Raw genomic sequence first — 11,712 nt, 5'->3', positions numbered from 1 at the left:
CGGCGGCAGCGGACCGTCGACAACACGCTGGGCCTCGGTTTCGTGGAGCTCGGTTATCAGGCCAAGATCGCCGAGCGCGTCATTGCTCGCGCTCGCGGTGGGCGCGACGAAGGTGTTCAAAGGCAAATGCCCGAGTGACCGGCAGCGGCGGCGCGGCCGACGATCACAGATCCCCGCAGGAGCGGCAGTCGTGGACGACGGTCTCGAGACCTATGGTTCACTTGCCGACGTTGACGCTGCGTCTCAGCGCCGATCCGATCTGAACCGAGTGCGTGCGGCCGGCGGCAGGTTCGGCAACATCCAGGTCGCGGGCTGCAGCTACACCTGTAACTTCTCGTACTGAGCAGACGCGCTCTCAGTCGCACGAACGCGATCTGCGGCTGCACGGTCCCGCGCTCAGCCGAAAGCCCAGCGCACATCGTATCCCGGCTGTCCGATCGCCGCGTCGTACTCTGCCTTGCGCCTTCAGTTACTGCATCGCAATCACTGAGGCGGTCTGCGACCCCGCATCAACCGGCGTCCCCCGGCAACAGCGCGCAGGGCGAGGATGCAGTTCACGTAACCGTCGTCTGAATCCGAGCTCGCGTAACAAACGGTGTTTGATCGCCGCGCGGCATTCACTTCTCCGCACAGGCGTTGCAGGTGGCGTTCTTGGAAGACAAAGGACGGTGAGTGCACGCTCGCATCGGCCGGTGCATCTGCCGCCAAGCGTCTGCAGCAGCTCCGGCAGTCCCCCACTACCCGCGCTGCCCCACCCGATGTTCTACCAGCGCTTCCGCCAAAACGGCACCGCCGACACCCCGTCTCGGAGCTCCACGCACCAATCCGCTTGCCCCGCCCGCAGCTACGACCCTGCCGAACCACCGCCCTCGCCATCCGCGCTGCACGCGAGCCGGAAGAAGCACCACGAAAACAGCCAACCCGAAGGTTAGAGCGCTGAGCGGGGTGCATGTCTGAAACCTACCACCGAAGGCGCACCCAGCAGACCCGCCAGGCCAGCGCGGCGTAATCAGACTCAAGCCCGCCATGCGCCCGGCGACCCGAAGCGCCGCGGATCCCCTGACCCTGTGTTAATCCTCGCCTGGTTGAGGACCCACCATGACAAAGAAGAAGAACTTCCTTGCTGCGGTGTGTGTGTTGAACGCGGTCCGGACTCGTCGGCGCCTGCGGCCGTAGTGACGACAGCGGCAGCGGCGGAAAGAGCACGGGCGGCGCCTCGAGCAGCGGTGCCTCGAGCGGTGGCACTTCGAGCGGTGGCACTTCGAGCGGTGGCACTTCCGAGCGGTGCGCTGAGCGGTGTCTGCCGGCTTTCACGAGTGGCGGCGCAACCGCTTACAACGACGAATTGGTGGCGCAGGCACGGGCTGGCGCGGCAGGCGCAGGCACGGGCGGCGCGGGCGCACGAGCGGCGCGCAAAGGGCACAGGCGGCGCGCGGCTAGGGCTGGCGCAAATTACCGGCAGCGCGAATTAAGCAACGCAGGCTTATCCGACCCAGGCCCCTCAAAGGGACGACTCGAACTGCACCACCTTCAGCACCGGGTTTGATTGCCCGTACAACAACAACCAGTGCGGATGCTTCACGTCGTTCAGCAACAACCAAGCAGTGGAGCGCTGCAATCAATGTCCGGCGACGAAGCCGGCGGAAGACACACAGTGCAACAGCGGCGGCGCGCCGGCTTCCCGGCGATCGGCACTGCAGGTGCCGGGCAGCAACACCTGGAATTGCTCGGCGTGCCCAGCCCATGCGCCGCAGGACAGCGCCCCTCGATGCACGACCGAACGAGTCGGGCCTTCGGTGGTCGGGGCACGTTACGCCGTGTTCCTGCTCCGGGCAACTGGAACTGCAACACACCGAGCGCGAACGGCTGCCCAATCAGGGCCGAACCCCGGCAACAACTGCAACTTGCGGCGACGACACAGTGCCAGTACGGCAACACGACCGCGTCTGTCTGAACAACCAGCTTTCTGTAACTGACCCGGCGCACGTGCGCGCCGGCCCGCCCCGCGCCGCGTCACAGGACGGGAGCGGGCCGGTGGTCTTTGTTGCCCGCCCAGGCCTAGAGCCGCCGTCCAATTGGCGGCGTGGCGGACGTTCTCGAAAGGGCGACGACGGGCGCGCAGGCTGTCGGGGCTGCGGCCGCAAGATCGAAAGGGGACCTGCGTTTCGGAGAAACGCTGCCGAATCCCTGGCGAGGGCGCGAAGCAACCTTCTTTTTTTCACCTCGGCTGCGCCGCCGATGCCGCCATCGGAGCGAAAATTCACGCAGCGCTCCCGGCACGGAGCTCGACGTACACGATCGCCAAAGCGGCTGGAACGAGGTTGCCGCGATTGGTAGTCAGCTCACCGCGTTCCACGCGATTGCTCCGCCGAGCGCGCGCCGTCGGACGCGCCTCGCTGCCGGTCGTGCATGAGGCTGATCTCAGATGGCGGGCGGCGCATGTCGTTGGGGATCTTCGAGGAGGGGCGCACCGAGCCCATTGGCTTCATTCATCCGGAATGTTCCAACGCTTACTTCGAGACTCGTGGGCTCGACGAACACATCGCGCTCTTGACGCCGGATCTTTTTCGCCCGAAGACTTGACGGAGCTCGTGTTGCTGTTGACGCAGGGGCCGAGCAGCGTGGTTTCACCCGGATTGGCGCGAGCCAAGGCCGAACCTGACCCACCCTGGCCAGGGCGCCCGCCGCTGAAAGTGCGTCCGCATCCCGCCGGAAACAGCGTTCGCGCTGACCACGCGACGCGGCCAGCTTTGCCCTCGACGGGCGCGCGCGGCACCAGCGGCGATCTTGCAAGGGCTCCGGGGCGGCGCCGGGTCAGTGATTGCTTGCGCCACGGACCGCGTTCTGCCATGTGGCGGGCGAAGGCCATGGGCGTCCGACGGCAAAAGCGAACCCAGCTGCCGGAGCCAGGCCCGCGCCCGCGAAATCCCAATCGACCTCTGCAAAAGCCCAATCCACTGAAGACAAAGCACAGCCCCGCGGCAGCCTCGAAGCCGGCAACAGCGAGCCCGAAATCCGCTCAGGCCAAGCCGGCGGCGTTGAGCAAGAGCGCGCTGATCATCAAGGCCGCCGAGACGTTGGCTCCTGGGGCGATGAAGGTCTCCGTGCGCGCGCCTCGCCGTGGAGAATCCAACGGCTACGTCACATGACACCGCCCCCGGCTCGCAAAGCGCGGCGGACGACGCCGACACCTCGCTTGCCGTTCTTCGCGTTGCTCGATGGGCTCGACGCCGATGGACGGGTCGCTGGTCGAGGGCAATGCCTCGGCGAAGGAGGTCCTGCTGCGCGTGCGCAAGCTGAAGGCGCCCAACAAGCTCGACTTCCGCTGGGCGGATTCGCTGGACTTCACGAGCCTCGAGAACGTGACGGCGGGAGCGTTTTCTTCAGGCCATCGCCGCCCGCGCGGAGCCGGCGGGGTGTAGTTTTGAGCTTGGACACCGGTACCGACCAGCAAGCCGTGGTCATGGTCGATCGGTCGCGCGTGAACATCACTCTGGCCGCGATGAAGGCCGCGGGTTACCCTGGCTCGCATCGTCGCCGTCAAGCGCTGGTCGAGAGAGCCAAGCCGGCGGCCAAACGCACCACGCGGAGGCGCGCCCCTCGGGAGGAGGGCCCGAGTGCGACGCAGATCCTTCCAACACCTGGCGCTATTTCATCGACAAGGACGGGACGCGCTCGCTCTGCCTGCGCAAGCGGCCCCAGGCGTTCGACTTGATGCACGAGAGCCTGAAGAGCCCCGCGCCTTCCCGCTCGAGAAGAAGAGCTTCGCGACCGTACAGCAGCGTCGTGAGGCTTATGTCGCGTTCTACGCGGAGTTGGCCAGACCGCTGGCTGCAGTTTGCCGCGCCGGAGCACGCAAAGAGCTCAAAGCGCGGGCATCTTCCTGGAAGTGAGCACCGCGCTCGCAGCGGCGCGCTCGGCCTCTTCACGTCGGCGCGCCCCAGAAGAAGTAACCCCTTGCCACCCAGGGCGTACCGATACGCCCGAACTCCCAGCGGTAGTCGGCGCCGAAGTGCCTGACCATCTCTCGAAAGTCACCCTCTTCGTAGACCTGGAGTGTGCTCACGAAGCCGTCCCACGCGCTGATGCCCAAAGGTGAGCGGCGTCACCTCAAGCGAGCACGGCCTTGCCCAGCGTGCGCTCGGGCGTGAGCACCGGGTTGGCCTGGAGCGCCGCCAGACCAAGGAGCAAAGGCGAGGAACTGAAGCGGGTTTCGGTCGAACGCCTCCGACACCCAGATGGACGCGCGCGAGCGCACCGCGTCGGCCAGGATCCCGCGGGCGAGCCCGGGCGAAATAGTGAAACGCATTGATGATGGCCCGCGCTCGGCCGTGGCTGGTCTCCGCCGGGATCGCGGCTGCGTCCAGCGCCGTGTAGTGCGCCTGGATCTTGGGCTCACGCGCGGTGACCCGCGCCCAGGCTCGCTCGCGGGGATACAACCGTCAAGAGCAACTCCGGCGGCTCGCGCCCGACGCGCCGGAAACTCGTTTCACGACGATCTCAGCCGGGCCTCCCGCGCCGGCGCAGAGATCGATCACACGCTCCGTGCCCGCGGCGTCCAGGAACTCCGCGAACGGCCAAACCATCCCGGTGAGTGTCCGGCCCCAGCTCAGGCCCCGGCTCAGCGACTCCACGACGGTATCGCGCACGTCGGACCCAACCCAGTCGAGGTCGTTGAACTCGGAACAGCTGCAGGCGGGCAAAACGCATGGTTCGAGCTTTACTCCTTCTCGCTCCGCGCGCTGAGCCAGGGCGAAATCCAGGGGGATCTCCAGGCGCGCCATCAGTGAGGCGCCCCACACTTGCCGAAGACGTAGCCCGGTGGCACCACGCAGGCACCGCCAGAGGAGCCGTAGGTGCAGCGCGGCACGACGTTCACACTGGCCGCGCCAATCGTACTTGCGTCGTCCATGCGCACGACGAGCCGCCACTGAGCCCATGCACCGCGTTCGCCGTAGTTGGGGCAGGCAACCAGGTGCAGGAAGTTGGTGTCCTCGAAGGGGGGCTCCACCTTCTCCGGAGCGTCCGGCGTGGGACGAGCTTCACGACGCGCGTGTCGCTGACCAAGATCTGCTCCGTGGTGGATCGATCAGCTCCGCCGTCATGTGCACGGCGCCCGGCGGCATGCCCGGCGACGCGCGCCAGCAAAGGCCGCGTACCCGCCTTGACTCGCCAATCGAACCGGCAGGTCGTCTCCGTCGGCCAGCAGGCGCAAGGGTTCACCTTGCACGGTGAAAATCCGGGCTGCACCTCGACCGGCGTTGGAGAAGCGCGCTTGCGTCGGGGCGCGCCGTGCCGACACTGGCCCCCTCTCTCGGAGCACGCCAGACACAGCGCGAGCGCGAACCAGAACGCGGGGGATGGCGACGCCGGCGCCAACATGGTGACGGAGTGAAGCAGGTTTCTTCGGGCTCGTCGAAGGCACAGGCGCAATCGTCATGCGTCGGCCCCGAGCGCGACTATCGACTCAGCCGGTACACCGATTTGTCGCCGATTCGCATCCAGTACAAATGCGTTCCGTCCAGACCCCAGAGAATGCCATTCGCCGTGGATCCGTTCTGCACGAACAGCTGTTCTTTCCCGCCCGAGAGTGGCTTCTTCATCACCTTTGCCGAAGCAGCTCCCCACCAGAACAGCTCCGTCGCGTCTCCCCAGAGGAGACTCAGCGTACCTTGATTGGTGGCGAAGTCTTCGACTGCTCCGCCGGTGATCGACACACGGCGCACGACCCCGGAAGGAACCGCCCAGCTCACCCAGCCACCCCCGACTGACAGCTGCGCCACGCTGGTCTCGTCCGCGAGGAACTTGGGGGTGGTGCTGCCCGACCGACCCGCGCGATGTGGCTCCCATCGAAGTAGAAGGCCGTGCCGCTCTCCGCCGCGAGGCTGTTCGGGCTGGCGCCGGTGCTGACGAGGGTCGTGGTAGTTCCACCGCTGAACGGTCGAGCGTAGATCGCGCCGGACACCGTCCAGTAGACGGACGTTGCATCCACCGCCACAGCACCCGGCGTGTTCTTCGAGCCGGCGCAGGCGACGCTCTCCACTGTGCTCGCGCCCGACGGAAGCTCCAGCAGGCAACCCGCTGCGAACAAGTACAGACTTCCGGAGGGGGCGGGCACGAGTGCCTTGACCCCGCCGGTCTTCTTGTCGAGCACGCTCGGGTTCGCCCCGGGGGAGCCAATCGAGACGATATCTTGAACGGTCGAGGTCGTGCTCGTGATGGGGTTGAACTTGCTGTATTCGCGGGCCAGGTAGAGAACGCCGCTCTTCACTCCGAGCGCGGTCGTCCCCTTGGCATCGTTTGTCATGTGAGTGGGCGCGCACTGCCCCGTGTCGCACTGGGTGTCCTTGCAATCGCGGCCGCACGAGACGCAATTCTTCGGATCCCCAAGCGACGTTTCACACCCGTTCGAGTCATCGCCGTCGCAGTTGCCCCACGCGGCCGTGCAGGCGATCACACACTTTCCGGACTGGCACACCGAGCTCGAAGTATTCGTGGTCCCGCAGCTGTGTTTGCAGGTTCCACAGTTCAGCACATCGTCTGCGGTGGCCATTTCGCAGCCGTTCGCCGGGTTGCCGTCACAATCGCCAGCCAGCGCTGCACAGGCGAAGGTGCACTGCCCGCCAGCACACGACGGCTCAGCATTCGGTGCGCTCGCGCAGTTCTGACCACATGCGCCGCAGCTCGTGGGATCCGTCAGCGTATCGACCTCACAACCGTTCGAGGTCTTGCCGTCGCAGTCGGCACGCCCGACCGTGCACGGCCACACGCCACCCTCCGGGCCCGCGTCGGCGCTACCGCCGTCGACCGCCGACGGGTTGACCTCGTCGATGGCAAGACAGCCACTGACCAGGAGCGTCAACAGCATCGCCGCGGTGGACGAGCGGCCCATGCCTCGAATGGTACCACCCGACGCGCCAGCGGCGAGGCACGCGCACTCGGCTCGGGCTCATTGCACGCAGAAAGGGGCGCATGATCTTCGCATGCCAGGCATTTCCGGGCCTGTTAGCCTGAGCGCAAATGGGGAACGAACAGCTAGCGGCGGCGGCTCGCTCCGAGCCAGTGCAGGTCATCGAAAAAATCCCGGTAGGCGGCGACCACGGCGTCGACGCCGCGCTCATCCAGAGCGAGGGCATCCCGACGCCGCCCGATCTTCGCATCATGCCGGAGCTCGGGCGGGGGGTGGCCGGACGCATTCACCCTGCGATCGATCGCTACCTGCTGCGCAGGGTGGCGCTCAAGCGCCTGAGCAAGGAGCTGGCGCAGCACCCATTTTATCGCGACGGCTTCATCGCCGAGGCGCAGATGACCGGTCAGCTCGAGCACCCGAACATCGTGCCCGTGCACGAGCTGGGGGTGAGCCCGGAGGGTGTGCCGTTCTTCACGATGAAGCTCGTGCACGGCGTGTCGCTCCGCGATTGGTTGCGCGATCGCCAGCGTCCTCCCGGCTCCAGCCAGCGGCTCGAGGCCGGTCTCGAGATCTTCCTGAAGGTGTGCGAGGCCATCGCCTACGCCCACGATTCGGGCGTCGTGCACCGGGATCTGAAGCCCGAGAACGTGATGGTGGGCAGCTTCGGCCAGGTCTACGTGATGGACTGGGGCCTGGCGCGGATCACGCGCAGCATTCCGGCGTCCGGGGCGCGCGCGCAGATGGAGGCCGAGGGCCCGGTCGGCACGCCGCCCTTCATGGCGCCCGAACAAGCCCGCGGCAAACCCCACGAGATGGACGAGCGCACCGACGTGTTCGGGCTCGGCGCGATCCTGTATCAGCTCGTCAGCGGCAGGTTGCCCTACGGAGCGCTGCGCGATCCGAAGGAGATCATCGCGCGTGCGCTGGCCGGTGAGACCGTCGACATCGACGCGGCCACGGCGGGTTTGCAGATCCCGAAACGCATTCGCCAGATCGTGACCCGGGCCATCAGCAAAGATCCAGCCGCGCGATACCAGACTGTGACGGAGCTGGCGGACGACGTGCGCCGCTTTCTCCGCGGAGGCCTGCACTTGCCCATGAAGACCTACGCCGCAGGCGAGCTGGTGATCCGCGAGGGTGATGTCGGAGACGCGGCGTACATGATCGTGGTGGCGTGTCGTGCGTACCGCACGCTGGACGGCCAGGAGGAGACGCTGTCGGTGATGGAGCCCGGCGACGCGTTCGGCGAGATGGCGCTCTTGTTTCGCGAGCCGCGCGTGGTGTCGGTGGTGGAGGAGGGCGAGGTCACGCTGCTGGTGCTCGACAAGCAGACCTTGAGCGGGGGTCTGGGCATCGATGGCTGGACGGGCGCGCTGGTGCGGGGTTTGGCCCAGCGTTTTGCAGATCTCGAGCAACAGGTGCGCGCCAGCGGCATGCGCCGCGGTTGAAGATTCTCCGTCAAAGACCGCGGCGTTTCACCAGACCGCCGAGGAGCCCGAGCAGCCACATGCCAGGAATTCGGCGCATACGGCGCTCGCTCTCGATGAGCGCTGCCTGATCGAGGCTCTCCAGGGTGCGCGCGCTGAGCGTTCTCAGCGACTCTCGAACCTCCGGCGATCTCGCCCAGTGTTCGAAGCCGTAGCCGGGCAGGCGCGCGGCATCGCGCGCGTGCTGATGGGCGATGGTGTAAGCGACGGCGGTGAGCTCTCGGGCGTCGAACCAGGTCCCGTGCTCGGCGCAGAAGTCGACGGGAATGCCGACCAGCGCGGTTCGTTTCATGGTGCTCTTGCAGCGCGGACACTGGAGCGTTGCGCTGTCGTCCCAGGGCAGCAGATCGAGCGCGGCGGGGTCGATGGCCTTCCGAGTTGTTCGTAGAAGCTGGTGCGCACGAAGCCGAACGCCCTCGTCGTCGAGCAGCACACCGGCGCAGCCATCACAGCCGAGCGCCGACCCCGCCTGGATCGCCAGCGCCTCGAGCGGGCGCGAGCAACGCGGACAGCGCGGGGCAGTGCGGTACTCGCTCACGGGGAGTCAGAGTAGCGCGGCGCCGTTTGGCGAGGGGGTGGCGAAGGCGCGAATCGCTTCACTTTCAGCCGCTTCGGCCCGATTTCGCGCGAGGACCAGCGGGACGGAGAGGGAAACGGGTGGACAGGGATGGACACGAACGTGGTCCTCCCGAGGTGCTACGATCACGCCATGGCCTTCGACCGCATCACCGTGGATCCCGCCAAGATGGGCGGTCAGCCGTGCATCCGTGGCATGCGGCTGACGGTGAAGCGCGTGCTGGAAGCTCTGGCCGTGTATCCGAATCCGACCGAACTCAAGCCAGCAATACCCTGAGCTGGACGACGAAGACATCCGACAAGCGCTGGCATACGCGGCCACGCTGATCCCTGGCCAGCCCGGGGACCTTTCGGCCGCCTCGTGAAGCTGCTGCTCGACCAGGGCCTCCCGCGTGGCGCATGCGCTACTCGCCCAGCAGGGGCACGACGTCCTGCACGTCGGCGACGTCGGGCTTGCAGCGGCGGCCGACGACTCCATCTTGGACTGGGCTGCAGCTGAGGCCCGTGTCGTCGTCACGCTGGATGCTGACTTCCACGCCATTCTGGCTCGGCGGGCGGCCCTTGGGCCATCGGTGATCCGGGTGCGTCGAGGGACTGCGCGCGGAAGCATTGGCCGTTCTTCTAGCGCGAATCATCGCCTCCTCCGAAGCCGCGTTGAATGCGGGCGCGGCGGTGACCGTGGGGCCAGACGAAGAGACGGCCCGCGCACGGACACTGCCGCTGTAGTTCACTCATCCCACGTGGAGGCGGTCATTGCGGACCGCCATCGGTGCATTGACCCATGGACGAATCCCACCTCCTCGAGAAGCTCGCGAAGATCGAGGCGCTCTTCGCGGGCACCACGTCCGACGGCGAGCGCTTCGCCGCCGCCGAGGCTCGCCGTCGCATCCTCGATCGGCTCGCCGAGGTCCGCGCCCTCGACCCACCCATCGAGTACAAGTTCACGCTGGCGGACGCCTGGTCCCGTCGCGTGTTCCTCGCGCTCTGCCGTCGCTACGAGCTCGTGCCCTATCGCCGTCGCGGGCAGCGGCACACCACCGTCATGCTGAAGGTGCCGCGGCGGTTCGTCGACGAGACGCTGTGGCCCGAGTACGTCCAGCTCAGCGACACGCTGCGGCTCTACCTGGAGGAGGTCACCGAGCGCGTGGTCACTCAGGTGCTTCAGGCGGACAGCTCGGAGGCGGCCGAGGCCGATGAGCCGCGGCAGCTCACTCTCGGCGGCAAACGCGACGAGACGTGAGCGGCAGAGGTTGGTGGGACATGAAGGACTTGAACCTTCAGCCAACGGATTAAGAGTGCTCGAGGGGGAATGCGTGAATCGAGGGTGATTTCGGCGGGTTTCATGCGAAGTCGGCGAGAACCCCGGTGGACAGGGATGGACACAGGTGGACAGGGATGGACATCGAATTGTCCACCCAGCGTGCGCAGGCCGGGAGCAGTGGGGGCGGCGGGACAGGTCATGGGAGAGGTTCCATTGCAGAGTATGGCACGCGGACGAACGACTCCGCCTTGCCGGCGAGCACCCCGGGAATCGCAGCGCCCCAGAGCTCGTCCGGACTGGGGAATGTCCCGTCGCCCCAGTTGTAGCCGTCGGGGAGCTGCGAACGCCACGCGGTCCCGTCATTGAGCCGAACGACCATGGCCGCGCTCTTCTGGGTCGGTGTCAGTTGCGTCAAGTAGGTCCCACTCACGAACCCGTTCGCAATGGTCAGGCTGCGCAGCGTGGACGGTATGCCCGCCCTCAGGAGAGTGGGCGCAAGCTGCTTGGGATCTGCGACGAACGCGGCCTTGTACAGGTCGTACTTGGTGTGGTGGTCTCGCCGGCCGACACGACCGGCGAGGTGCCCTCGACCCAAACGATTGTGCTCCCGTCGGTCTGAAGCTGCCGGATGTCATGCGACGCGTCACCCATGAACAGGGTCAACTGGCCTCCCGCCTCGACCCACCACTCGGTCCTCTCCACGAGAAACCGGTCCACGAACGCCGTGTTCCCGACGACTGGTCCAGGGCTGAACTGACCGCCCTGCGGCGCGCCGGCGAGCTGAGTGACCCACTTCAGGCCCTGGCTGGCCATGTCGCCGATTGCGGTATCCGTCAAACAGAACCGCGCTGCTTTCACCGAGGAGAAGGCCGCCTCCGAACAATGTGCAGTGTTGGTGAACGCCGCGGCAAACAGGAGGGTCGTGTCCTGCGCCGTCATCAGTGAGCCCGCATCCGTCAGTGGGCGCACCACGTAGTGCTGGTCGGCGCCGACCGTCGTGTCGAACGAAACGCCGATCAGCCCCTCCGCGCTGTTGAACGCGAGTCCAGACACCCGCCCACAATCGATGTCATAGTTGGAGCGCCATCCTGCTACTGCGCTTCCATCTCCGCGATACCACCCTGCCACACCCGCGTCACCTTGCGGTTGAATCCCCAACGCGAAGAGCTTCACGCCGGGGCCGACGGCTCGCACGCCGGGCACCACCGTGCGCTCGCCCGCCTTCGCCCACGGCGTAGCCAACCATTGGCAGCCGATGCACCAGCTCGTCTTCGGAAGCCACTCTATCTTCGGAAGTCGCTTGGCGAGATCGTCGGGTACGCACGTGCCGGTGCATCCCACGGGAAGGCGAGGGTGCCGAAACCAACCTGGCCAAGCGCAAGCCTCGTCAGAGGGCATCGTCCCGCCCGTACCGCCGCCACCGGACGCGGCACCGCCTGTCGATGAAGCGTCCCCGCCCACACCAGCCAAACCTCCCG

14 protein-coding genes and 2 pseudogenes are annotated in these 11,712 nt (G+C 66.7%); 8 read left to right on the top strand and 8 right to left on the bottom strand.

Features of this window, described 5'->3' with window-relative positions:
* From IPI67_19660 to IPI67_19645, 4 genes are all read left to right on the top strand, one after another.
* A partial coding sequence (locus tag IPI67_19660) for a hypothetical protein (GenBank protein ID MBK7582404.1) occupies window positions 1-138 on the top strand: 138 nt, incomplete at its 5' end.
* Between the two features lie 52 nt (window positions 139-190).
* The gene (locus tag IPI67_19655) at window positions 191-343 is read left to right on the top strand and encodes a hypothetical protein (GenBank protein ID MBK7582403.1); all 153 of its coding nucleotides are present in this window, start codon (window positions 191-193) and stop codon (window positions 341-343) included.
* Window positions 344-2,409: 2,066 nt separating this feature from the next.
* On the top strand, window positions 2,410-2,583 hold the full coding sequence (locus IPI67_19650; GenBank protein ID MBK7582402.1) for a hypothetical protein: 174 nt from the start codon (window positions 2,410-2,412) through the stop codon (window positions 2,581-2,583).
* A gap of 635 nt (window positions 2,584-3,218) precedes the next feature.
* A complete protein-coding gene (locus IPI67_19645) occupies window positions 3,219-3,422 on the top strand; it encodes a hypothetical protein (protein ID MBK7582401.1) in 204 nt (67 codons plus the stop codon).
* A gap of 503 nt (window positions 3,423-3,925) precedes the next feature.
* On the opposite strand, the gene IPI67_19640 is transcribed toward IPI67_19645, so the two are convergent.
* The 5 genes from IPI67_19640 to IPI67_19620 all read right to left on the bottom strand — a co-directional run bounded on the left by IPI67_19640 (window position 3,926) and on the right by IPI67_19620 (window position 6,892).
* Entirely contained in the window at window positions 3,926-4,066 is a 141-nt protein-coding gene (locus IPI67_19640) for a hypothetical protein (GenBank protein ID MBK7582400.1), read from the bottom strand.
* Window positions 4,067-4,442: 376 nt separating this feature from the next.
* Window positions 4,443-4,802 carry a hypothetical protein gene (locus IPI67_19635; GenBank protein ID MBK7582399.1) on the bottom strand — a complete coding sequence of 120 codons (360 nt, stop codon included), beginning with the start codon at window positions 4,800-4,802 and terminating at the stop codon, window positions 4,443-4,445.
* On the bottom strand, window positions 4,784-5,011 hold the full coding sequence (locus tag IPI67_19630; protein MBK7582398.1) for a hypothetical protein: 228 nt from the start codon (window positions 5,009-5,011) through the stop codon (window positions 4,784-4,786). The genes IPI67_19635 and IPI67_19630 overlap by 19 nt, the downstream gene beginning before the upstream one ends.
* Before the next feature lie 448 nt (window positions 5,012-5,459).
* Window positions 5,460-5,783: a hypothetical protein gene (locus tag IPI67_19625; protein MBK7582397.1), complete on the bottom strand. Its 324-nt coding sequence runs from the start codon at window positions 5,781-5,783 to the stop codon at window positions 5,460-5,462.
* Entirely contained in the window at window positions 5,750-6,892 is a 1,143-nt protein-coding gene (locus IPI67_19620; protein ID MBK7582396.1) for a hypothetical protein, read from the bottom strand. The genes IPI67_19625 and IPI67_19620 overlap by 34 nt, the downstream gene beginning before the upstream one ends.
* A 128-nt stretch (window positions 6,893-7,020) precedes the next feature.
* Here IPI67_19620 and IPI67_19615 point away from each other — a divergent pair, with 128 nt between their 5' ends.
* On the top strand, window positions 7,021-8,358 hold the full coding sequence (locus IPI67_19615) for a protein kinase (GenBank protein MBK7582395.1): 1,338 nt from the start codon (window positions 7,021-7,023) through the stop codon (window positions 8,356-8,358).
* A gap of 10 nt (window positions 8,359-8,368) precedes the next feature.
* On the opposite strand, the gene IPI67_19610 is transcribed toward IPI67_19615, so the two are convergent.
* The gene (locus IPI67_19610; GenBank protein MBK7582394.1) at window positions 8,369-8,935 is read right to left on the bottom strand and encodes a zf-TFIIB domain-containing protein; all 567 of its coding nucleotides are present in this window, start codon (window positions 8,933-8,935) and stop codon (window positions 8,369-8,371) included.
* Between the two features lie 171 nt (window positions 8,936-9,106).
* Between IPI67_19610 and IPI67_19605 the strand changes: the two are divergent.
* The 3 genes and pseudogenes from IPI67_19605 (at window position 9,107) to IPI67_19595 (ending at window position 10,213) form a co-directional block, all read left to right on the top strand.
* Window positions 9,107-9,338, top strand: a pseudogene (locus IPI67_19605) (DUF433 domain-containing protein).
* Window positions 9,335-9,699, top strand: a pseudogene (locus tag IPI67_19600) (DUF5615 family PIN-like protein). The pseudogenes IPI67_19605 and IPI67_19600 overlap by 4 nt, the downstream one beginning before the upstream one ends.
* A gap of 55 nt (window positions 9,700-9,754) precedes the next feature.
* Window positions 9,755-10,213, top strand: coding sequence for a hypothetical protein (locus tag IPI67_19595; GenBank protein ID MBK7582393.1), 459 nt, complete (start codon window positions 9,755-9,757; stop codon window positions 10,211-10,213).
* 217 nt (window positions 10,214-10,430) lie between these two features.
* Here the strand turns inward: IPI67_19595 and IPI67_19590 are convergent, their stop codons facing one another.
* Both IPI67_19590 and IPI67_19585 read right to left on the bottom strand, forming a co-directional pair.
* A complete protein-coding gene (locus tag IPI67_19590) occupies window positions 10,431-10,664 on the bottom strand; it encodes a hypothetical protein (GenBank protein MBK7582392.1) in 234 nt (77 codons plus the stop codon).
* Between the two features lie 50 nt (window positions 10,665-10,714).
* Complete coding sequence (locus IPI67_19585; protein MBK7582391.1) at window positions 10,715-11,287, bottom strand: hypothetical protein; 573 nt, start codon at window positions 11,285-11,287, stop codon at window positions 10,715-10,717.
* Between the last annotated feature and the right edge of the window lie 425 nt (window positions 11,288-11,712).

The sequence above is a fragment of the Myxococcales bacterium genome (genome assembly GCA_016706225.1).
Taxonomy (GTDB): Bacteria; Myxococcota_A; Polyangia; order Polyangiales; family Polyangiaceae; genus JADJKB01.
Note: the sequence above shows the minus strand (reverse complement) of the source record. Positions and strands in the feature narration are given on the sequence as shown.

What these genes read in the sequence shown, in the direction of transcription:
- IPI67_19650 (MBK7582402.1), top strand. Translation starts at nt 2,410, where the DNA reads ATGAGGCTGATCTCAGATGGCGGGCGGCGCATGTCGTTGGGGATCTTC.
- IPI67_19645 (MBK7582401.1), top strand. Translation starts at nt 3,219, where the DNA reads ATGGGCTCGACGCCGATGGACGGGTCGCTGGTCGAGGGCAATGCCTCG.
- IPI67_19620 (MBK7582396.1), bottom strand. Translation starts at nt 6,892, where the DNA reads ATGGGCCGCTCGTCCACCGCGGCGATGCTGTTGACGCTCCTGGTCAGT.
- IPI67_19615 (MBK7582395.1), top strand. Translation starts at nt 7,021, where the DNA reads ATGGGGAACGAACAGCTAGCGGCGGCGGCTCGCTCCGAGCCAGTGCAG.
- IPI67_19595 (MBK7582393.1), top strand. Translation starts at nt 9,755, where the DNA reads ATGGACGAATCCCACCTCCTCGAGAAGCTCGCGAAGATCGAGGCGCTC.